This is a genomic window from Streptomyces sp. NBC_01478 (genome assembly GCF_036227225.1).
Lineage (GTDB): Bacteria > Actinomycetota > Actinomycetes > Streptomycetales > Streptomycetaceae > Streptomyces.
The window spans coordinates 8,188,853-8,210,421 of the sequence record NZ_CP109444.1 but is presented as its reverse complement, the minus strand read 5'-3'; the positions used below and the strand labels follow the sequence as shown (position 1 = coordinate 8,210,421).

Sequence of the window (21,569 nt, the reverse complement as noted above, 5' to 3'; positions counted from 1 at the left end):
GGTCCGGTCATCGGTCCTGGTCCGGCCGTTGGTCCCAGTCCGGGCGTCGGTCTCGGTCCGGGCGTTGGCCCCGGTCCGGGCGTCGGTCCCAGTCCGGGCGTCGGTCCCAGTCCGGGCGTCGGTCCCAGTCCGGGCGTCGGTCCCAGTCCGGGCGTCGGTCCCAGTCCGGGCGTCGGTCCCAGTCCGGGCGTCGGTCCCAGTCCGGGCGTCGGTCCCAGTCCGGGCGTCGGTCCCAGTCGCGCTATCGGTCCGGGCCCGGTCATTGGCCCAGCCCGCGCCATGAGTCCCGGCCCGGCCATCCACCCCGGTCACGCCGTCACTCCTGGCCCGGTCATCGGCCCCGCCTGCGCCATCACTCCCGGCATAGCCACCGCCCCCGCCTGCATCATCAGTCCTGGCCCAGCTATCGGCCCCGGCTCGGCCATTAGCCCCGCCCGCATCATCGGTCCCGGCCCAGCCATCCACCCCGCTCACGCCAGCAGCCCCGGGCGGACCACCGGTCCCGGCCCAGTCATCAGTCCCGGTCACGCCATCACTCCCGGCCTGACCATCGACCCTGCCCGCGCCATCGCTCCCGGCCCGGCCATGGTGCTCGCTCACGTCATCGATCCCGATCACACCGTCGGCCCCGGTCCGGTCATCGACCCCGCCCGCGCCACCGCTCCCAGCCCAGCCAAAGCGCCCGCTCCCGTCATCGATCCCGATCACATCGCCAGCCCCGGCCCGACCATCGACCCCGCCTGCACCTTCGCTCCCAGCCCAGCCACCGCCCCTGCTCCAGCCATCGACCCCACTCACCTCACCGCTCCCTGTCATGTCATCGCCCCGATCGCCTCACCACTCCAGGTCATGTCAACGCCCCGATCCCCATCGGCACACCTCGCGGTACGCCCGTGCGCAGTTGCAGGGCGAGGGCGACGTCGGTCGCGCCGGGTCGGTCGTGGCCTACGAGGTCGGCGACCGTCCAGGCGACGCGCAGCACCCGGTCGAGCCCGCGCGCGGTGAGCGCACCGCGCTCCAGGCTGCGCTCGGCCTCGTCCATCGCGCCGCGCTCGGCGTGCCAGCGGCTGCGCAGTTCACGGCCGGGCACCTCGCTGTTGGTGCGCCAGGGCGTGTCCGCGAACCGTGCCGCCGCCCGTTCCCTGGCCGCCCGCACCCGGTCCGCGACCGTCGCCGTCGACTCGCCCCGCGAGCCACGCCCGGTGAGCTGGTCACGCGTGACCCGGTCCACCTCCACCCGTAGATCCACCCGGTCGAGCAGCGGCCCGGAGAGCCGCGCCTGGTACCTCCGGATCGACATCGGCGCGCACTCGCAGAAGTCATCGGCCTGCGAGAAACGGCCGCACGGACAGGGGTTGGCCGCGAGCACCATCAGGAACCTCGCCGGGAACCGGACGACGCCCGCACTGCGCGCGATCACCACGTGGCCGGCCTCCAGGGGCTGGCGCAGCGCGTCCAGCGCCTGACCACTGAACTCTGGGGTCTCATCAAGAAACAGAACGCCCCGATGGGACAGCGACACCGCCCCGGGCCGCGCGATCCCCTGCCCGCCCCCGACGAGGGCCTGCATCGTGGCCGAGTGGTGCGGAGCGCAGTAGGGAGCGGTGTCGATCAGGGGTTTGCCCGGCGGCAGCAGGCCCGCCACCGAGTGCACCGCCGTGACCTCCAGCGACTCCTGCCGGCCGAGCCGGGGCAGGACTGCGGGCAGCCTCTCCGCGAGCATCGTCTTGCCGGCCCCTGGCGGGCCTTCGAGGAACAGATGATGGCCGCCGGCCGCCGAGACCTCGACCGCCGTCCGCGCCGAGTACTGGCCGACGACATCCGCGAGATCGTGCCCCGCGTCGTGCTGGCCCGCGCCCATGCTGTGCATCCCCGTGGCAGCGCCCGTGCCGGGCATGCGCAGCCCGGCGAGCAGCGGGTCCGGGCGTCCCAGCTCGTCCGGTTCCTCGTCGGGTACGGGTTCGTCGGCGAGCACGGCGATCAACTGCCGCAGTGTGCGTACGCCCAGCACGGACACCCCGGGCACGAGCGACGCCTCGGCGGCGGCGCACTCCGGCACGACGACCTGCTCGTATCCGGAGTCCGCGGCGGCCAGTACGGCGGGCAGGATGCCCCGGACCGGCCGGACCCGTCCGTCCAGGCCCAGCTCGCCGATCATCACGATGTCGGCGAGCACACGCGGATCGATCCGCTCGGCCGCGCCGAGCACGGCCGCCGCCACGGCGAGGTCGAACCCGCTGCCGCTCTTGGGCACCGACGCCGGACTGAGCCCGACGGTCAGTTTCTTCTGCGGCCAGGGCGCGCCCGAGTTGACGACCGCGGCCCGCACCCGGTCCTTGCTCTCCGTCAGGCTCTTGTCGGGCAGTCCCACCAGCGTGAACGCGGCGACGCCCGGTTCGAGGTCGGCCTGGACCTCGACCACCACGCCTTCGACGCCCACCAGCGCCACCGAACACGTACGAGCGAACCCCATCTCAGGCCACCCCCCGTGCATGCTCGACCACGGGCCCGCCGCGCCGGGGCAGGACGACACCCACCAGGTCGATACGGACCCCTCCCGGCGGGGCTCCGCCGTGCGCGTGGATCCACCGCTCGGCGAGGCCTCGTAGTCGCTCCGCCTTGTGGGGTGTCACGGCGGCCATCGGGTGCTCGAAGGCACCGGCCCGTCGCGTCTTGACCTCGCAGACGACCAGGACGTCCCCGTCCCGCGCCACGATGTCGATCTCGCCGGTCCTGCCACAGCGCCAGTTGCGCTCCAGGACGGTCATCCCGGCCTTTACCAGCCGTCGTGCGGCCACCGTCTCGCCGTACTTGCCGAGTGCACTGCGTGCGTTCATGTCGGCACCACCTCCGGCACCAACCGTCACGCGGAACGGTCCACCAAGTGGATCTTGGTGGACCGTTCAGTGATTGTGGAGAACTCCGCCACCCACACGAGTGACAGCCACCCCGCGGGTGTCCGCCGTCACCCGCCCGGCAGCTCCAGGTCGCTCTTGTTCAGCTCCTCGATGTTCACGTCCTTGAACGTGAGCACGCGGACCTGTTTCACGAAGCGAGCCGGTCGATACATGTCCCACACCCAGGCATCCGCCATGGACACCTCGAAGAACACCTCGCCCTGGACCGAGTGCACCTGCATCTCGTAGTCGTTGGTGAGGTAGAAGCGCCGTTCGGTCTCGATCACATATTTGAACAGACCGACGACATCGCGGTACTCCCGGTAGAGCTTCAGCTCCATCTCGGTCTCGTACTTTTCGAGGTCCTCGGCGCTCATGGCATGTTCCCCTTCAGCCGTGCGATCCCACCATTGTGCGCCAGTCCCGTACGCCCCTAGACGATTTCGGTGTCAAGGGTCACGGGCCCGGCCGGGGGACCTTCGTCGAGCAGCCTGCGGAGCAGCTCGGCGAGTCTGGTCGGATACACCGTCTCATGCGCCCGGTCCAGTTCCCGGTACGTCCACCAACGTGCTCCGGAGACGCTGCGTCGCTCCAGATCGGTGAGGGCCGTGGCGCCGGGCACGCCCTCGGCCGTGGCGGACGTCCTGGCCAGGTAGTACCACTCGTCCTGGTCCCAGCGGCGGCCCGCGAACGGGAAGGAACACGTCCGCGTCCACAGCACCGGGCCGAGTTCGACCTTGGTGATGCCGGTCTCCTCCGCGAGTTCCCGTAGTGCGGCCTCCTCGTGGGTCTCGTCGCCCTCCAGGCCGCCGCCCGGTGTGAACCACCAGTCGTCGGCCGGATCGTCCGGCTCATGGCCGTGGAGCAGCAGGATGCGGTCCTGCGGGTCGAGGAGGACGACCCGGGCGACCTTGCGCAGCCCGCCCTCGTACGAGTCGCCGTGCGCGCCCTCCTCGGTGGCCTCAGCGGGCACCGACGGGCTCCGTCCGGGTACGGGCGCGGCGGCCGGCCGCCAGCTTGGCGAACGGGCCGTAGGCGCCGCCGCCGAGGACGAGCACCGCGCCCGCGATGATCAAGGCGACGATCGTGCTCAGCGGGCCGGGGCGGGAGAGGGCGCCGAGCGGCTCGAAGCCGGTGGGGCGCTCCAGCGTGCCCTTCATGGGCCAGACGACGGCGTCCACGCGGGCGCTCACGGCGCTGCTCGCCACGGTGCCACTGGCGACGTCCGTGAGGTGGGCGCTGGAGTCCAGGGAGCCCTGGCGTTCGTCGCCGAGCAGGAACAGGCGGCCCTTGGGGACCTTCACCGCCGGGATCGTCTTGATCTCGGCCGGGCCGCCCTTGAGGTAGCTCTCGGCGATCTCCTTGCCGTTGACGACCAGTTTGCCGTTCGTGCAGCACGAGACGGTGTCCCCGCCGACGGCGACCACCCGCTTGACCACGGGGGCGTTCGTCACCCAGGTCGCGTCGGTGAAGACCACGACGTCGCCGCGGCGCACCTCGTCGCCGTCGACCCGCTGGGCAAGCACCCGGTCGCCCGCGTCGATCGTCGGCGTCATCGAACCGGTCGGCACCGTGTACGGCCGGTAGATCACCGCTCCCCAGCCGAATCCCCCGAGGAACAGCACAAGGCCCAGCGCGACGGCCAGTCCGGACAACCGCTGTCCGGTCCGGCTGCCCACCGGGCCCTTGCCAGTGCCACCGCCGGTACGCGGGGCCGTACGTGTTGCGCTCTCGCCACCCATGGGTCCGCACCCTACCCGGCAGTACCGAGGGTGGTCAGCCCTTCCTCCGGGACCAAGGTCACAAGCTCTACAAGGCCTTTACTCGGTCTTGGCGGACCGCCTGCGGCGCCACAGGGCCAGCGGCAGTACGCCGACGAGGGCGAGGCCCTCCGGAGCGGCCGTCAGGAGCCGGGAGGCCGAGGCCTGGGTGTTGATGCCCGGCTGGTCGAAGGTGTCCGGGACCGGCAGCGTGCCCCAGCGGTTGATGGGCCAGGCCTTGACGATCGCGCGGCCGACGACCTCCTTCACCGGGACCATGCCGTGGTGCTTGTCGGACTGGTTGTAGCGCGAGTCCCGCGAGTTCTGCCGGTGGTCGCCCATCACCCAGATGTCGCCCTTGGGGACCTTGACGGTGAACTGGCCGCCCTGGTCGTCGTTGGTGCACGGGGTGTTGCCGGGGTAGACGTACGGCTCGTTCAGCGCCTTGCCGTTGACCATCAGCGGGCCCGTGCCACTGCAGGAGACGGTGTCGCCGCCGACGCCGATGACCCGCTTGATGAGGTCCTTCTCCTGGGCGGACGGCATCAGACCGATCCAACTGAGCACCGTCTGCAGGGCGTTGGGGTCGGCCGCGGGCTCGCCCGCCAGCCAGTCGTCCGGGTCGTGGAAGACGACGACCTCGCCGCGCTCGGGCTCGGAGCCGAACCACGGGGTGAGCTTGTCGACCAGAACGCGGTCGCCCTGCTGGAGGGTGTTCTGCATCGAGTCGGACGGGATGGAGAACGCCTGCACCAGGAACGTCTTGATCAGCAGCGCGAGGACCAGCGCGATGACGACCAGGATCGGCAGCTCCTTCCAGAAGGAGCGCGGCTTCTTCGGCTGGGGGGGCGAGTCGCCCGGCCCCTGTTCGTCGGTGCGGGTCGGGCCGCCCGGCGTCGCACCGTCCTCGTCGGCTCCGGAGTCACTCCCGGAGGTCACGGCGCTGTCCGCGGCCGGGACGGGGGCTTCCACGGGGTGTCCGTGGTGCTCCTCGCCGTCGTGTCCGGACCGTGCGCCAACCGCCACATCCCCCACGCCAACTCCTTACGCTGTGCCGCCGCCTGCCCCATCCTCGGCGCAGGCCCACCACTCCCATAACGAGCGGGAGTTCCGCAGGGCTCGGGAGTTGGATCGATCCGTTCGGATCGACCGGGGCAACCCTATGCGACAGTTCGGGACCGGCGGTCGTCCCCGACACGGAGTTGGAAACCGATGCGAAGGTTTTAGGTTCGTTCAGGCTGGTCCAGTGGCCCATGGGCCAGGCGATCACCTTGGCCCGTCCCACCACCGAACTGAGCGCGACCGTGCCTCCGTAGCTGGTGTTCTGGTGTGCGCGGGAGTCCGCCGAGTTGCCGCGGTGGTCGCCCATCACCCACAACCGCCCCTTGGGGACGGTGATGTCGAACGCCGTTTCGGACGGGGAGTTCCCGGGATACAGGTAGTCGCCCTCGGTCAGGGGCACGCCGTTGACGGTCACCCGCCCTTGCGAGTCACAGCACTTGACGTGGTCGCCGCCGACGCCGATGACCCGCTTGATGAGGTCCTTCTCGTTGTCGGACGGCAGCAGGCCGATGAACTGGAGGCCTTCCTTGACCTGCTTGACGACGATGGGGTCGTTCTTCTTGGTGGTCTGTTCGTCCGCGAGCCAGCCGCCCGGGTCGTGGAAGACGACGACGTCGCCGCGCTTGGGCTCGGAGCCGAACCACGGGGTGAACTTGTCGACCAGGACGCGGTCGCCGATGCGGATCGTCTGCTCCATGGAGCCCGACGGGATCACGAACGCCTGGAGGAGGAAGGTCTTCAGGACGAGGGCTATGAGGACCGCGACACCGACCAGGAGGGGTATCTCCCGGACCGCGCCGCGCCGTCGGCGCCGCTTGACCTTGCGCTGGAGCTTGCGCCGCTCGGCCCGGCTGCGGCCGGCTCCCCCGGCCGGGGCCAGGGCGCCCGCGCGCCGGAAACCGGTCGGCAGCAGGTTCTCGTTCCCGAAGGAGCCGCCCGGCGGCGTGGCGCCGCGCGGCCTTCCGCGGTTACCCATGGGCGCCGTCCGGGGCGGGTACGCGCGCGTAGGCACCGGGTCGGACGAGGTGGGTCCAGTGCCCGGCGGGCCAGACGATCCAATCGGCTCGTCCGATGACGTCACCAACGGGAATCATGCCTCCGCCCGGATCGCCCAGGTGGTCCCGGGAGTCGCTCGAGTCGCCGCGGTGGTCACCGAGGACGAACAGCGTGCCGTCGGGTACGACGACGTCGAAGGCCACGGTGGACGGAGCGTCACCGGGGTACAGGAACGCCGTCTCGTCGACCGACCGCCCGTTCACCTCGAGCCTCCCCTTCTCGTCGCAGCAGACCACGTGGTCTCCCCCCACACCCACAACGCGCTTGATGTAGTCGGCGTCCCCGAAATAGCCGGTGCCGTCGAACACAACGATGTCGCCGCGCCTCGGACGGGCACCAAAACGGTACGCCAACTTATTTACGAGAACGCGGTCGCCGATCCTCAATCCGGATTCCATGGATCCGCTGGGAATCTGGAATGGCTGCAGTAAGAACGTGTTGAGAAGCAGCAGAAAGACCAGACAGACCAGGGCAGTCAGGGTGATCCGGCCGCCGGGCACCCACTCGGCGACCCGCGACAGCAACGCGAAACGCGACCGGTCCTCCGGTCCTCCGGTGTCCGAGGGGTCCTCGGAGTCGGAAGGGCTGGAGGAGCGATCGCGCTCCGTGGGCTGTGCTTCGGTGTCCATCGGAGCCAGATGCTATCCGGCCCCGATATGAACCCCGCCGCGACCTCAGTTGTCGCGCTTCTCCTTGATCTTCGCGGCCTTGCCGCGCAGGTCACGGAGGTAGTACAGCTTCGCGCGACGGACGTCACCACGGGTCACGAGCTCGATCTTCTCGACGATCGGGGTGTGCACCGGGAAGGTGCGCTCGACGCCGACGGAGAACGAGACCTTGCGGACCGTGAAGGTCTCGCGGACACCGGCGCCCTGGCGACGGATGACTACGCCCTTGAACTGCTGCACACGGGAGCGGTTGCCCTCGATGACGCGGACGTGGACGTTGACGGTGTCACCCGGGCGGAAGGCCGGGATGTCGGTGCGCAGCGAGGCGCTGTCGACAGTGTCGAGCAGGTGGGACATGTCGTCTGCTTTCTTCATCGATGCCACAGGTCACCGACGGGAGATAGGTGTTCTGAAGGATGCCGTGGGTGTCGGGGCGGGCGTCATGTCCCCCTGTGGCAGGGGCGCACGCCGGACGACGCACAACAGCGACCTATTCTTCCACGCCGTCCGGCCCACGCCAAAATCGGCCGTACGGCTCCCCCGCCGGGTCCGGTGACCAGCCCAGGATCGAGAGCATCTCGCGGTCCTTCTTGTCGAAGGCCTTGGGCTCGCAGCGCTCGATCAGGTCGGGCCGGTGGGCGGCCGTGCGCTTCAGCGCCTCGTCGCGCCGCCAGCGGGCGATCTTGCCGTGGTGGCCGCTGAGCAGCACGTCCGGGATCTCCCGGCCGCGCCACTGGGGCGGCTTGGTGTAGATCGGCCCCTCCAGGAGGTTGGCCATGGCCCCGGGCGCGAAGGAGTCGTCGCGGTGGGACTCGGCGTTGCCCAGGACACCCGGCAGCAGCCGTGCCACGGCCTCCGTGACGACCAGGACGGCCGCCTCGCCGCCGGCCAGCACGTAGTCGCCGATGGACACCTCGTAGACAGGCATCCGGGTCGCGTACTCGTCGATCACCCGCCGGTCGATGCCCTCGTAGCGGGCGGGCGTGAAGACCAGCCAGGGCCGCTCGGAGAGCTCTACGGCGAGTTCCTGGGTGAAGGGCCGGCCGCTGGGCGTGGGCACGATCAGCGCGGGCGCGCCGGAGCCCGTCTCGTAGCCGTCGGCCAGCACGGAGTCCAGGGCATCGCCCCAGGGCTCGGTCTTCATGACCATGCCGGGGCCGCCGCCGTAGGGGGTGTCGTCGACCGTGTTGTGGCGGTCGTACGTCCAGGAGCGCAGATCATGCACGTGCACATTCAGTTGTCCACGCGCGCGTGCCTTGCCGACGAGGGAGACGTTCAGCGGTTCGAGGTACTCGGGGAAGATCGTGACGACGTCGAGCCGCATTACGCCTCCTCCTCCCGGGACGAGGCGACCTCGGCCCGGTCGTCGATCAACCCTGGCGGCGGGTCGATGACCGCGCGCTGCTCCTCCAGGTCGATCTCGATGACGATCGACTCGACGAACGGGATCATCACCTCACTGCCGTCGGACCGCTCCACGATGAAGAGGTCCTGGGAGGGCAGGTGCGAGATCTCGGTGATCCGGCCGACCTCCTCGCCGTCCTTGGTGACGACGTCGAGGTCCATCAACTGGTGGTCGTAGTACTCGTCCTCCTCCTCGGGCAGCTCCTCGGGATCGATCTCGGCGATCAGGAGGGTGTTGCGCAGTGCCTCGGCGCCGGTGCGGTCGCTGACGCCCTCGAAGCGCAGGAGGAGGCGGCCGCTGTGGACGCGGCCCGTCTCGATGGTCAGGGGGCCGGTGGAGGCGGGCTCGGTGGCCAGGACGGCTCCGGGGGCGAGCCTGAGCTCCGGCTCGTCGGTGCGTACCTCGACGGTGACCTCGCCCTTGATGCCATGGGCACGGCCGATCCGTGCGACTACCAGTTGCACGTGTCCACATCTCCTGTTTCATACAGATCGGGCCGGGGACGGCCAGTGGCCCTCCCCGGCCCGAGCCGGTTGCGAAAAACGTCAGCGGACGTGGTCCACGTCGACGAGGTCGACGCGGACGCCTCGGCCGCCGATGGCACCCACGACGGTGCGCAGAGCGCGAGCGGTGCGGCCGTTGCGGCCGATCACCTTGCCGAGGTCGTCGGGGTGCACCCGGACCTCCAGCACGCGCCCGCGGCGCAGGTCGCGCGAGGCGACCTGCACATCGTCAGGGTTGTCGACGATGCCCTTCACGAGGTGCTCGAGAGCCTCCTCGAGCATGCTCAGGCCTCGGTCGACTCGGACTCGGCCGCAGCCTCGTCCTTCTTGTCGGCCTTCTTCTTCTGGGTGATCGCCTCACCCTTGCTCGAGTCGTCGCCACCGAGGGCGTCGAACACCGGGCGGGCGGCCTTCGGCGCGGCCACGAGCAGCGGCGCCGGGGCCGGCAGGCCCTTGAACTTCTGCCAGTCGCCGGTGAGCTTCAGGATGGCGAGCACGGGCTCGGTCGGCTGCGCGCCGACACTCAGCCAGTACTGCGCGCGGTCCGTGTCGACCTCGATGCGCGAGGGGTTCTGCACCGGGTGGTACAGACCGATCTCCTCGATGGCCCGGCCATCACGGCGGGTACGGGAGTCGGCGACGACGATGCGGTAGTGAGGCGAACGGATCTTGCCCAGACGCTTCAGCTTGATCTTGACTGCCACGGGAGTGGGTTCTCCTGGTTTTGACGTGGTTGGGCACGGCAGATGGCCGCGTGGGGTTGCGGTACCCGAGTGCCCGATGGACGCGTCAGCCGGAGGCGAGAGGGTTCCTGTGCGGCTGTCGAGTACAGCTAGCCATTGTGCCACACCCTGGCGGTCCGCCCGACCGGGAGGCCGACCCCGCCCACGCGGAAGCGACACCCGGCGCCGGGAGGTGACCGGCGCGGGTGTGCGCAACCCCGACCTGCGGGATGCGGCTGCCACGAGCAGCCGCGTCCTCAGGCCGCGCCCACGACCTCCGGGATGCGGAAGGGCTTGCCGCAGCCCCCGCACACGATCGGCGCCTGGGCCAGCACGGACGGGACGACCCGTACGTTACGACCGCAGTCGCAGACCGCCTTGACGCGGACGCCGCCACCGGACGAACCGTGCCGGGCGGCCGGGCCGCGGAAGGTGCGGGAGGTGTCCGCCGAGGTGGCGACGGTGTGGGCCTTGAGCGCGCGCTGGAGGCGCTCGATCGTCGGCCGGTAGCGCCGCTTGGCCTCGGGGTTGAGCTGGACCAGCGAGAAACCGCTGCTGGGATGCGGTTCGTCGGGGTGGTCCAGGCCCAGCTCCTCGGCGATCGCGAGGAATCTGCGGTTGTGGTAGCGACCGGCACGGGACGTGTCGCGCACGCCGCGCGAAGCGGCGATGCCATGGACTGCCTCATGGAGCAGTCGCTCGAAGGAGAGCTCGTGTCCGCAGGCGGACGACGACTCTCCGATCAGGGACTCGGGCGCGGCCAGATCGGGCAGTTCGGGGTGGTACCGCTGAATGTCGGCCCACGCCTCTGCCAGCTCTGCGGCGAGAACAGGTGGTGTCTGTGTCGTGCTCACGTAATGACAACGAGCCGGAGTGCCCCTGTGTTCCGATTCCGGGGCATCCCAAATAATTTGCACGTACCCGTCAGTTGCCGCTGATGCGTCCGGAGGAGGGCGGGTGCGCTGATCTGCGGAGAAGCCTCACAGCTCATACCAAGCTGGTGCGTAGTCCTACGTACGACCCGGCGTGTAGACGATGTCCGCGCGCCGGGGGAGCTGAGGTCCGCCGTCGCGCAAGAGGCCTTTCGGTCGCTCTGCCGCCGGGGCCCGCCGCTTCAGTAAGCGCGCGCGACGACCGCGACGTTACCGGGTGCCGTGTCCGCGTCCGGTACCGACCCGTCCTCGGCGACCAGACACCGTACGGTCACCGCGTGCTCGGCCAGCTCGGCCTCGCCTTCTTCGCCGAGGGTCGCCCACGGGATGCGCGCCCAGCCGCCGGCGGTGGCCACCTCGACGGCCTCGGCGACGGTCGATACCTCGGAGGTGCGCGACTCGCGCCGCTCGCGGGACTGTGTCAGCAGCAGCGCCTGGTCCTCCTCAAGGATGACGGGAAGCAGCTCCAGGAGAGAGTCGATGGCCATCGGCTCCTTGCCGCCCGGGATCCGGCGGGCCAGCATCGCCGTGCCGTTCTCCAGGTCACGCGGCCCGACCTCGATCCGTACCGGCACGCCCTTCAGCTCCCAGTCGACGGCCCGGCGCCCGAAGGGGATGTCCGTGCGGTCGTCGACGCGGACGCGCACGCCCGCCGCCTTCAGCCGGGCCCCGATCTCGCGGACCTTGGCCAGAACCGCCTCGTCCCCCTTGATCGCGAGGACGACGACCTGGATGTGCGCCAGCCGCGGCGGCACCCGGAGTCCGTCGTCGTCGCCGTGCATCATCACCAGGGCGCCGATCATGCGGGTGGTCGAGCCCCAGGAGGTCTGCCAGACCAGTTCCTGCTTGCCTTCCTTGGACAGGTACTGGGTATTGAAGGCCTTGGCGAAGTTCTGGCCCAGCTCGTGACTGGTCGCCATCTGCAACGCCTTGCCGTCGCCCATCATCCCTTCCAGGGTCAGGGTGTTGATCGCGCCCGCGAACCGCTCCTTGACCGTCTTGCGGCCCGGTACGACGTCCATCGCGAGGACGTTGACCATGAAGTCCTCGTACACCTGACGATGGATGTGCGCGGCGAAGTCGCGCGCCTCCTCGTAGGTCGCGTGCGCGGTGTGGCCCTCCTGCCAGAGGAACTCGCTCGTGCGGAGGAAGAGCCGGGGGCGCAGCTCCCAACGGACCACGTTCGCCCACTGGTTGATCAGCAGGGGCAGGTCGCGGTAGCTCTGCACCCACTTCGAGAAGTACTCGTTGATGATCATCTCGGAGGTGGGCCGGACGACCGCGGGCTCCTCCAGCTCCTTGCCGCCGCCGTGCGTGACCACGGCCAACTCGGGCGCGAAGCCCTCGACATGGTCCGCCTCGCGGGCGAGGTAGGACTGCGGGATCAGCAGCGGGAAGTACGCGTTCTCGGTGCCCGTCTCCTTGATGCGGGCGTCCATCTCGGCCTGCATCCGCTCCCAAAGGCCGTACCCGTACGGTCGGATGACCATGGAGCCGCGCACCGGGCCGTTGTCGGCCAGCTCGGCCTTGCTGATCAGATCCTGGTACCAGCGCGGGAAATCGTCCGCCCTGGGAGTGAGTACGGGTGCCTTGGCCATGGCGCGATGGTACGGGCTCACGTTGCCGTCATGTGAATTCTCGCCACTCCCACAGAGAAGCCACAAGCAGGGCCCCACAACCCCTGGACGCGATAGCGAGTGCGGAGTTTGCTGGCATACGGGGGAAGTGCGGGCGCACATCACGGGGGCCTCGGAAACGGGCACGGCCACATCTCTCGGCGGATTGGGGCGCTTTCGATGACACCTACGCTCGTGCGGCACTACCTGCCTCATACGGGGCCCGTGCCCCGTGTGGACCTGGGTGCACGCGCGCGTGATTGGTCCGAGATCCAGGAGCGGATGCTGGTGCCGCTCCACGAAGCGGTCTACGAGCGACTGGAAGTGGGACCCGGCACCCGGCTCCTCGGCCTCGGCTGCGGCTCCGGGCTCGCCCTGCTGATGGCGGCCTCCAGAGGCGCGACGGTCACCGGTGTCGAGCGCTTCTCCCCCGAACGGCTGGCCCTCGCCCGCGAGCGACTGCTGCCGGCCGCCTGGTCCCCACGCGCGCGTGCGCACACCCGGCTTGTCTACGGCTCCCCCAGGGACGCGGCCGACGCGGAGACGCCCGCGTACACCCTGGTGACCGCCTTCGAGCCCATCGGGTGCCTCGCGGGCGACTCGGAGGGGCTCGGCGAACTGCTCGCCACCGCGACCCCGCTCGCCGCGCGCGGAACACCCGTGGTGCTGACGGGCTGGGGCCCGCCGGAGCGCTGCGCGACCTCGTCCGTGCTCCGCGTGGCGACCAGGCTGGCGGACCCGCTGCGCGGCACGGGCAGCCCGCGCCCGGTCCTGCGCGACGACCTGGAGGAGGTCGCCCACCGCGCGGGCCTCAGGCCGGACGGCTCGGGACGGGTGGCCTGCCCCTTCGGCTACGCCGACGTCGAGAGTGCCGTACGAGGGCTGCTGTCGACGGGACTCTTCGACGCGGCGATCGTCGCGACGGATCAGGTGCAGGTGGAGAAGGAGTTGGCGGAGGCATTGCATCCGCATCGGCGGCAGGACGGGACGGTGTGGATGCCGAACGTCTTCCGGTATCTGATCGCGCGTACTACCTGAGGACGACTCATCGCACGTACGACCTGAGGATGACTACGGCTCTTCCTTGAACAGGCGCGTGACGCCCGCGATCCGGTACGCGTCCGTCTCCTCCAGGGTCTCGTTCTCCAGGAGGGCCGCCGCGAGGGCGTCCAACTGGTCGCGGTGGTCGCGGAGTTTGCGGGTGGCCTCGTCGTAGCACTCGTCGACGATGCGGCGCATCTCGTCGTCGATCACGTCCAGGGTCTGCGGCGCCGCGGCGAGGCCGTAGGCCTGCTGGGCGTCGTTCGGGAGGGCGGAGAGGCGGCCGACGCGCTCGCTCATGCCCCAGCGGGCGACCATCCCGCGCGCGATGTTGGTGACCTGTTCGAGGTCGCTCTCGGCGCCGGTGGTGATCACCCCGTAGACGACCTGTTCCGCGGCCATGCCGCCGAGGGCGCCGATGATCCGGCCGCGCAGGTACTCCTCGGTGTACGCGTACTTGTCCGAGTCCGGCGTCGAGAGCGTCACGCCGAGTGCCCTCCCGCGCGGGACGATGGTGATCTTGCGGACCGGGTCGGCGCCGGGCTGGAGCATGCCGAGGAGGGCGTGGCCGCTCTCGTGGTACGCGGTGCGCCGGCGCTCCTCCTCGGGCATCACCAGCGGGCGTTCCGCGCCCAGTTGGACCTTCTCCAGGGCTTCGGAGAGGTCGGACTGGGTGACCTCGCTCTGCTTGCGCTTGACCGCGAGGAGGGCGGCCTCGTTGGCTAGGTTGGCGAGTTCGGCGCCGGTCATGCCCGGGGTCGTCCGGGCGACCTGGGCGAGGTTCACGTCCTTCGCGAGCGGGATCTCACGGGTGTGGATCTCCAGAATCGCCTCGCGGCCGCCCCGGTCGGGCGGCGAGACCACGACCACCCGGTCGAAGCGGCCGGGGCGGGTCAGCGCGGGGTCCAGGACGTCGGAGCGGTTGGTGGCCGCGATGACGATGACGCCCTCGGAGCCGGAGAAGCCGTCCATCTCGGTGAGGATCTGGTTCAGGGTCTGCTCGCGCTCGTCGTGACCGCCCATACCCGAACCGCCGCCGCGGGCCCGGCCGATGGTGTCGATCTCGTCGATGAAGATGATCGAGGGGGCCACCTTGCGGGCCTCCGCGAACAGTTCACGCACGCGTGAGGCGCCGACACCGACGATCATCTCGATGAACTCGGAGGCCGAGGCCGAGAAGAACGGCACCCCCGCCTCCCCCGCGACCGCCCGCGCGAGCAGCGTCTTGCCGGTGCCGGGCGGACCCGCGAGCAGCACGCCCCGGGGCATCTTGGCGCCCATCTTGCGGTACTCGTCGGGGTTCTTGAGGAAGTCGACGACGTCGTTCAGCTCGCCCTCGACCTCGTCGATGCCGGCCACGTCCTCGAACGTCGTGCGCTGCTTGCCCGGCTCCAGCTCGACCGGTTTCGGCGGGGTCTTGCGGCCGAGCATGCCGCCCGCGCCGCCGAGCCCCGAGCTCATCCGCCGTGCGATGAAGAGCCACAGGGCGACCAGGAGCAGCATCGGGGCCAGCGAGATCAGGAGATTGGCCAGAAAGCTACGGTGTTGTACGACCGGCTCCGCCGTGACCGTGACGTTGTGCTTGGTCAGGTCCTCCCAGAGCTGGTCGTCCGCGAAGGTCGGCCGCTCGGTGTCGAACTTGGTGTACTTGCCGTCGCCGTCCGGCTTCTTCTGCTCTTTCTTGAGCTGGCCCTGGATCGCGTTGCCCTTGGCGTAGATCTTGGTGACGTTGCCCGCGTCGACCTGCTTGCTGAACTCCGTGTACGAGATCGTCGGCTCGTCGCCCTCGTTGAAGAACGACAGGATCAGATTCGCGACCAGGTACACGACCAGCGCGGTGAGGATCAGGCTCCACCAGCCGCCGCGCATCTTCTTCCCGCCCGGCGACGGCTTCGGGGGCTCGTCCGGGGTGCCTTCGGTACGCCAAGGCTGATCGGGGGACTTGCGCGGCGGCGCAGGGTTGGTCATACGGGCAAGTTACGACACGGGCCAGGCGTCGGCACGCCCGGCATGCGCCGAGGGCGCCCCTCCGGAGAGGGGCGCCCTCGGCGACGTGGAAGACGGGCTGTCAGCCCATGGCCTTCCCGGAGTGGCGGTCAGCCCATGAACTTCTTGAACTCGTCCGGCAGTTCGAAGTCCTTGCCGCCCTGCTCGGGCAGCCCGAACGCGTTGCCGCCGCCCTGGGCCGCGCCGGCCTCGCGGCGCTTGGCCTCTTCCAGCTCCTGCTGCTTGCGCTTCATCGGGTTGCCGGAGCGCTGCTTGCCCTTGGCCTGCTTGGGCTGCTTCTTGCTGCGGCCCGGGCCGCCGCCCATGCCCGGCATCCCCGGCATGCCGGGCATCCCGCCGCCCTGGGCCATGCGGGACATCATCTTGCGGGCCTCGAAGAACCGCTCGACCAGGCCCTTCACGGCGCTGACCTCGACGCCGGAGCCCTTGGCGATACGGGCGCGGCGCGAGCCGTTGATGATGGTCGGCTCGGCGCGCTCGGCCGGGGTCATCGACTTGATGATCGCGGCCGTACGGTCGACCTCGCGCTCGTCCAGGTTGTTGATCTGGTCCTTGATCTGGCCCATGCCGGGGAGCATGCCGAGCAGCTTGCTGATGCTGCCCATCTTCCTGACCTGTTCCATCTGGGACAGGAAATCGTCGAGGGTGAAGTCCTGGCCCTTCTTGGACGCCAGCTTCGAGGCCATCTTCTCGGCCTCTTCTTGGCTGAACGTCTTCTCCGCCTGCTCGATCAGGGTGAGCAGGTCACCCATGTCGAGGATGCGGGAGGCCATCCGGTCCGGGTGGAAGGCGTCGAAGTCGTCGAGCTTCTCGCCGTTCGACGCGAACATGATCGGCTTGCCGGTGACCGAGGCGATCGACAGGGCCGCACCACCGCGGGCGTCGCCGTCGAGCTTGGAGAGCACCACGCCGTCGAAGCCGACGCCGTCGCGGAAGGCCTCGGCGGTGTTGACCGCGTCCTGGCCGATCATCGCGTCGACGACGAACAGGATCTCGTCCGGGCTGACCGCGTCGCGGATGTCCGCGGCCTGCCGCATCAGCTCCTGGTCGATGCCGAGGCGCCCCGCGGTGTCCACGATCACGATGTCGTGGACCTTGGACTTCGCGAACTCGATGGAGTCCTTGGCCACCTTGACCGGATCACCGACGCCGTTGCCCGGCTCGGGCGCGTAGACCGCGACACCGGCGCGCTCGGCGACCACGCTCAGTTGGTTCACCGCGTTCGGGCGCTGGAGGTCGGCGGCGACGAGCAGCGGCGAGTGCCCCTGGTCCTTGAGCCACTTGCCGAGCTTGCCCGCGAGGGTCGTCTTACCGGCACCCTGGAGACCCGCGAGCATGATCACGGTCGGCGAGTTCTTGGCGAAGCGGAGGCGCCGGGTCTCGCCGCCGAGGATCGTGACGAGTTCCTCGTTGACGATCTTCACGACCTGCTGGGCCGGGTTGTTCAGCGCCCTGTTGAGGTCGGCGCCGAGGGCACGCTCCTTGACGTTCTTGATGAACGTGCGCACGACCGGCAGGGCCACGTCCGCTTCGAGCAGCGCGATCCGGATCTCACGCGCGGTGGCGTCGATGTCCGCCTCGGAGAGCCGTCCCTTGCCGCGCAGGTTCTTGAAAGTGGCTGAGAGGCGATCAGAGAGAGTATCGAACACGGCGCTCGCGGTCCTCGGGGTCGGTGGCTATTGGGGAATCGCCCTCCAGGGTATCCCGGTCGCACAAGAGTGGGTCACGGGTCAGGCCCGCAGGGTTTCCTCCAGTTTGCGCGCCACCGCCGTGGCCTCCTCCCCCGGCAGGGGCATGCCTTCCGCGCCGGTGACATAGAAGGCGTCCACCGCGTTCGAGCCCAGCGTGCTGACGTGCATGCTCCGCACCCGCACCCCCGCATCGTCCAGCGCCCGCCCGATCCGGTGCAGCAGTCCCGGGGCGTCGTGCGCGCGCACCTCGATGACCGTCGCGTGCCGGGAGGCGGCCGGGGCGACCGTCACGCGGGCCGGCGGTGCCACGACACCCCGGCGGCGCGGATACGCGGCGTCGCGCTCGGCAAGGCGGGCCGCGATGTCGAACGACCCGTCCAGGGCCCGTACGAGATCGGCGCGCAGCCGGGCGGCCTGGGGCAGGGAGCCGTACTCGGCGGCGACGCGCCAGTTCAGCAGCAGGACGGAACCCTCCACACCGTCGGGCAGGTCCAGCGCGCGCAGCTCCGCCGTGCGGACGGTCAGGCGGTGCATCGCCAGGACGCCGGCCACCGCGGGGAGTACGCCCGGCTGGTCGGGGACGGCGATCAGGAGTTCAACGCCGAGGGGTTCGGGGTCTCCGGCGGGTTCGTCCTCGGACGGCGGTTCGGTCTGGGCGCGCAGCGCGAGCACAGGGCCGCCGGTCGCCACGGCCTCGATCGCGAGCCGTTCCTGTTCCGCGGTGGCCGCGCCCGCCTCGGGCTCCTCGGGGGCGTCCCCGGAGAGGACGGCGGCGACCCGCTTCACCAGGTCGGTGACGAGGCCGGCCCGCCAGGACGACCACGCGGCCGGGCCGGTGGCCAGCGCGTCCGCCTCGGTCAGCGCGTGCAGCAGCTCCAGGGTGCTCGTCGTACCGACCGCCTCGGCGACCGAGCGGACCGTCGCCGGGTCCTCCAGGTCGCGCCGGGTGGCCGTGTCGATGAGCAGCAGGTGATGGCGTACGAGGGTGGCGAGCACGGCCACGTCCGCGCGGTCGAAGCCGATGCGGGCGGCCACGTCCTTGGCGATGATCTCGCCGGCCACGGAGTGGTCGCCGGGCCAGCCCTTGCCGATGTCGTGCAGCAGCGCGGAGACCAGCAGGAGGTCGGGGCGGCTGACGCGGCGGGCGAACTCCGAGGCGCGGACGGCGGTTTCGATGAGGTGCCGGTCCACGGTCCAGATGTGCACGGCGTTGCGCTGCGGCCGGCAGCGGACCCGCTCCCAGTCCGGGAGGAGACGCGTGATCAGGCCTTCCGCCTCCAGCGCCTCCCACACGTCGACCGTCGGCTGTCCGGAACCGAGCAGCGTCACGAGCTGCTCGCGCGCCTCGGCGGGCCAGGGCGTGGGCAGCGGACGCACCCCGGCCGCCATGCGCCGAACGGCGTGCAGCGAGAGCGGGAGACCGGCCTGCGCGGCGGCAGCGGCGGCGCGCAGCGGGAGGACCGGGTCGCGTTCGGGGCGGGCGGCGCGGGCGAGCACGACCTCGCCGTCCTGCTCCACGACCCCTTCGGCCAGCGGTGAACGTTCGGCGGCGGGTTTGGCGCCCCCGCCGAGCATGGCCCGCAGCCTCGGCCGCACCGCACGGGACCGCAGCACGCGCCCCACCTCACGCCAGGTGACATCACTGGCGTACGACACGACGCGTGCCGCTTCGTAGACCTGGCGCAGCAGGGTGTCCGCGTCGAGCAGGCCGAGCTCGGCGGCGACCTGGTCCTGCTCCTGGAGCGCGAGCCGGTCGGTCGCACGCCCGGTGGTGAGGTGCAGGGCGTCGCGCACGTCGAGAAGGCGGCGGCGGGCGTCGGCGAGGCCTTCGCGCGGGGCGTCGGCGAGCCAGGAGGCGGCTACGGCGCGCAGCGCGGTGGCGTCGCGCAGCCCGCCGCGGGCCTCCTTGAGGTCGGGTTCGAGGAGGTACTGCAACTCGCCCTGGCGCTCAGCGCGTTCGGCGCAGAGTTCCTGGAGTTCGGGGAGGCGCTTGGGCGCCTGGTTGCGCCAGTCGGCGAGGACGGCCGTCCGCAGGGAGGCGGTCAGGCCGAGGTCGCCGGCGATGTGGCGGGCGTCGAGGAGGCCGAGCTGGACCTTGAGGTCCTCGCCGGCGGTCTTGCGGGCCTCGGCGGGCGTACGGACGGAGTGGTCGAGGGCGAGGCCGAGGTCCCAGACCGGGTACCAGATGCGGTCGGCGAGGGCGGCGACCGCGCCGGAGTCGCTGCCGTCGTGCAGGAGGAGCAGGTCGAGGTCGCTGCGCGGGGAGAGTTCGCCGCGGCCGTAGCCGCCGACGGCGACCAGGGAGACGCCCTTGAGGGCTTCGTTGCCGGCGGTGAAGAGGCCGGTCAGCCAGTCGTCGGTCAGTTCGGCGAGGGCGGCACGGCGCGGCGGCCCGGACCGCACCCCCTCAGTGAGGAGGCGCAGCCGGGCCGCCGCGTAGCCGCTGGGTCCGGAGTCCTCTGCATCCTTGCGCACGTCCGTACTCGTCACCCAGCGACTCCTGTTCTGTTTCTTTTTAGAGCGCGTCCGGTCCGCGCTCGCCGGTCCTGACCCGGACGGCCGTCTCGACCGGGAGGGACCAGACCTTGCCGTCACCGATCTTGCCGGTGCGGGCGGCCTTGACGATGACGTCGATCAACTGCTCGGCGTCGTCGTCCTCGGCCAGTACCTCGATGCGGATCTTGGGGACCAGGTCGACCGTGTACTCGGCGCCCCGGTAGACCTCGGTGTGTCCCCGCTGACGACCGTAGCCGCTCGCCTCGGTGACCGTCAGACCGTGGACCCCGAAGGCCTGGAGGGCTTCCTTGATCTCGTCGAGCCGGTGGGGCTTCACGACGGCGGTGATGAGCTTCATGCGTCCACCTTCTTCGTCTCCGGGGCGGCCAGAGCGGAGCTGCCGAGGCCACCGCCGGCGCCGCTGAAGTCGTATGCGGTCTCGGCGTGCTCGGCCTGGTCGATGCCGGCGACCTCTTCGTCCTCGGTGACGCGCATACCGATGGTCTTGTCGATGAGGAAGGCGAGGACCGCGGAGGCGACCAGGGAGTAGCCGAGGACCGCGCCGACACCGGCGAACTGCTTCCAGAGCTGGGTGAAGGAGTGGTCGCCGTAGAAGACGCCGGTCGCGGTGGACTGGCCCTTGCCGGTGGCGAAGAAGCCGATGAGCAGGGAGCCGAGGATACCGCCGACCATGTGGACGCCGACGACGTCGAGGGAGTCGTCGATGTTGAACCTGTACTTCAGGCCGACGGCCGCGGCACAGCCGACACCGGCGATGGCGCCGACGGCGATCGCGCCGAGCGGGGAGACCGCACCACCGGACGGGGTGATGGCGACCAGACCGGCGACGGCACCCGAGGCCGCGCCGAGCGTGGTGAACGCGCCGTGGCGGATCTTCTCGTAGGCGAGCCAGGCGAGCATGGCGGCGGCGGTGGCGACCTGGGTGTTGACGAACATCAGCGCGCCGACGCCGTCGTCGTTGCCGAGCCACGAACCGGCGTTGAAGCCGAACCAGCCGAACCACAGGAGACCGGCGCCGAGCATGACCAGCGGAAGGCTGTGCGGACGCATGGGGTCACGCTTGAAGCCGACGCGCTTGCCGATGACCAGGATGACGCCGAGGGCGCCGGCACCGGCGTTGATGTGGACCGCGGTACCACCGGCGAAGTCGATCACACCGAGCTTGAAGGCCCAGCCGTCGCTGGCCCAGACCCAGTGGGCGACCGGGACGTAGACGACCGTCAGCCACAGGGCGACGAAGAGCGACCAGGCCGAGAACTTGACGCGGTCGGCGATGGCACCGCTTATCAGGGCGGGCGTGATGACGGCGAACATCATCTGGAAGACCATGAAGACGAAGATCGGGATGGTGTAGCCGTCCCAGAGTTCCGTCAGTCCGACGTTGCTCATGCCGAGCCAGTCGGAGTTGTAGCCGATGAAGCCGTTGCTCGAACCGAAGGCGAGCGAGAAGCCGTAGAGCACCCACAGAATGGTGACGATCCCGATGCTGATGAAGCTCATCATCAGCATGTTCAGGGTGCTCTTGACGCGGACCATGCCTCCGTAGAAGAAGGCGAGTCCCGGTGTCATGAGCAGCACCAGGGCAGAACAGATCAGCATGAAGCCTGTGTTCGCGGAGGACAGTTTGGGTGCCTCAGCGGCAAGCGTGATGGCGGCTGATGCCATCGGCGTCTCCTCGTCGGTTGTACGGCC

Annotated in this window: 21 protein-coding genes; 1 reads left to right on the top strand and 20 read right to left on the bottom strand. The window is 70.2% G+C overall.

The genetic code is table 11. The features are described 5' to 3' along the window. Nucleotides 1-847: 847 nt before the first annotated feature. From OG223_RS37285 to proS, 15 genes are all read right to left on the bottom strand, one after another. Nucleotides 848-2,473, bottom strand: coding sequence for a YifB family Mg chelatase-like AAA ATPase (locus tag OG223_RS37285; protein WP_329258394.1), 1,626 nt, complete (start codon nt 2,471-2,473; stop codon nt 848-850). 1 nt (nt 2,474) lies between these two features. Further along, nucleotides 2,475-2,837 (bottom strand): YraN family protein, encoded by a 363-nt coding sequence (locus OG223_RS37280; RefSeq protein WP_329258391.1) that lies wholly within the window; start codon nt 2,835-2,837, stop codon nt 2,475-2,477. 128 nt (nt 2,838-2,965) lie between these two features. After that, nucleotides 2,966-3,274 (bottom strand): DUF2469 domain-containing protein, encoded by a 309-nt coding sequence (locus OG223_RS37275; protein ID WP_003965949.1) that lies wholly within the window; start codon nt 3,272-3,274, stop codon nt 2,966-2,968. A gap of 56 nt (nt 3,275-3,330) precedes the next feature. Continuing rightward, complete coding sequence (locus OG223_RS37270; protein WP_329258388.1) at nt 3,331-3,870, bottom strand: NUDIX hydrolase; 540 nt, start codon at nt 3,868-3,870, stop codon at nt 3,331-3,333. Beyond that, nucleotides 3,860-4,639 carry a signal peptidase I gene (lepB, locus tag OG223_RS37265; protein WP_329258386.1) on the bottom strand — a complete coding sequence of 260 codons (780 nt, stop codon included), beginning with the start codon at nt 4,637-4,639 and terminating at the stop codon, nt 3,860-3,862. The genes OG223_RS37270 and lepB (OG223_RS37265) overlap by 11 nt, the downstream gene beginning before the upstream one ends. Nucleotides 4,640-4,717: 78 nt before the next feature. After that, nucleotides 4,718-5,692, bottom strand: coding sequence for a signal peptidase I (lepB, locus tag OG223_RS37260; protein WP_329258383.1), 975 nt, complete (start codon nt 5,690-5,692; stop codon nt 4,718-4,720). Continuing rightward, nucleotides 5,580-6,695 carry a signal peptidase I gene (gene lepB, locus OG223_RS37255; protein WP_329258380.1) on the bottom strand — a complete coding sequence of 372 codons (1,116 nt, stop codon included), beginning with the start codon at nt 6,693-6,695 and terminating at the stop codon, nt 5,580-5,582. Before lepB (OG223_RS37255) ends, lepB (OG223_RS37260) begins: the two co-directional genes overlap by 113 nt. Continuing rightward, complete coding sequence (gene lepB, locus OG223_RS37250) at nt 6,688-7,404, bottom strand: signal peptidase I (RefSeq protein WP_329258377.1); 717 nt, start codon at nt 7,402-7,404, stop codon at nt 6,688-6,690. Before lepB (OG223_RS37250) ends, lepB (OG223_RS37255) begins: the two co-directional genes overlap by 8 nt. 45 nt (nt 7,405-7,449) lie before the next feature. Continuing rightward, complete coding sequence (rplS, locus tag OG223_RS37245; RefSeq protein ID WP_148010680.1) at nt 7,450-7,800, bottom strand: 50S ribosomal protein L19; 351 nt, start codon at nt 7,798-7,800, stop codon at nt 7,450-7,452. A 133-nt stretch (nt 7,801-7,933) separates the two neighbouring features. Next, nucleotides 7,934-8,767, bottom strand: coding sequence for a tRNA (guanosine(37)-N1)-methyltransferase TrmD (trmD, locus tag OG223_RS37240; protein WP_329258375.1), 834 nt, complete (start codon nt 8,765-8,767; stop codon nt 7,934-7,936). Further along, the gene (rimM, locus tag OG223_RS37235) at nt 8,767-9,312 is read right to left on the bottom strand and encodes a ribosome maturation factor RimM (RefSeq protein ID WP_329258372.1); all 546 of its coding nucleotides are present in this window, start codon (nt 9,310-9,312) and stop codon (nt 8,767-8,769) included. The genes trmD and rimM overlap by 1 nt, the downstream gene beginning before the upstream one ends. Before the next feature lie 81 nt (nt 9,313-9,393). Continuing rightward, nucleotides 9,394-9,633: an RNA-binding protein gene (locus OG223_RS37230; protein WP_005479813.1), complete on the bottom strand. Its 240-nt coding sequence runs from the start codon at nt 9,631-9,633 to the stop codon at nt 9,394-9,396. A 2-nt stretch (nt 9,634-9,635) separates the two neighbouring features. Beyond that, a complete protein-coding gene (rpsP, locus tag OG223_RS37225; protein WP_329258370.1) occupies nt 9,636-10,055 on the bottom strand; it encodes a 30S ribosomal protein S16 in 420 nt (139 codons plus the stop codon). Between the two features lie 275 nt (nt 10,056-10,330). Beyond that, nucleotides 10,331-10,927, bottom strand: a complete 597-nt coding sequence (locus OG223_RS37220) for a hypothetical protein (RefSeq protein ID WP_019058697.1) — start codon at nt 10,925-10,927, stop codon at nt 10,331-10,333. A gap of 260 nt (nt 10,928-11,187) precedes the next feature. Beyond that, complete coding sequence (gene proS, locus OG223_RS37215) at nt 11,188-12,603, bottom strand: proline--tRNA ligase (protein ID WP_329258368.1); 1,416 nt, start codon at nt 12,601-12,603, stop codon at nt 11,188-11,190. A 198-nt stretch (nt 12,604-12,801) separates the two neighbouring features. Here proS and OG223_RS37210 point away from each other — a divergent pair, with 198 nt between their 5' ends. Further along, a complete protein-coding gene (locus OG223_RS37210) occupies nt 12,802-13,659 on the top strand; it encodes an SAM-dependent methyltransferase (RefSeq protein WP_329258364.1) in 858 nt (285 codons plus the stop codon). Nucleotides 13,660-13,692: 33 nt separating this feature from the next. Here the strand turns inward: OG223_RS37210 and ftsH are convergent, their stop codons facing one another. From ftsH to OG223_RS37185, 5 genes are all read right to left on the bottom strand, one after another. Further along, the gene (gene ftsH, locus OG223_RS37205) at nt 13,693-15,630 is read right to left on the bottom strand and encodes an ATP-dependent zinc metalloprotease FtsH (RefSeq protein ID WP_329258361.1); all 1,938 of its coding nucleotides are present in this window, start codon (nt 15,628-15,630) and stop codon (nt 13,693-13,695) included. Between the two features lie 128 nt (nt 15,631-15,758). Then, complete coding sequence (gene ffh / locus OG223_RS37200; RefSeq protein ID WP_329258358.1) at nt 15,759-17,318, bottom strand: signal recognition particle protein; 1,560 nt, start codon at nt 17,316-17,318, stop codon at nt 15,759-15,761. Nucleotides 17,319-17,399: 81 nt separating this feature from the next. Beyond that, entirely contained in the window at nt 17,400-19,850 is a 2,451-nt protein-coding gene (locus OG223_RS37195; protein WP_329258355.1) for a [protein-PII] uridylyltransferase, read from the bottom strand. Nucleotides 19,851-19,875: 25 nt separating this feature from the next. Next, nucleotides 19,876-20,214, bottom strand: a complete 339-nt coding sequence (locus OG223_RS37190; protein ID WP_003997576.1) for a P-II family nitrogen regulator — start codon at nt 20,212-20,214, stop codon at nt 19,876-19,878. Continuing rightward, the gene (locus OG223_RS37185) at nt 20,211-21,542 is read right to left on the bottom strand and encodes an ammonium transporter (protein ID WP_329258352.1); all 1,332 of its coding nucleotides are present in this window, start codon (nt 21,540-21,542) and stop codon (nt 20,211-20,213) included. Before OG223_RS37185 ends, OG223_RS37190 begins: the two co-directional genes overlap by 4 nt. Nucleotides 21,543-21,569: the final 27 nt, after the last annotated feature.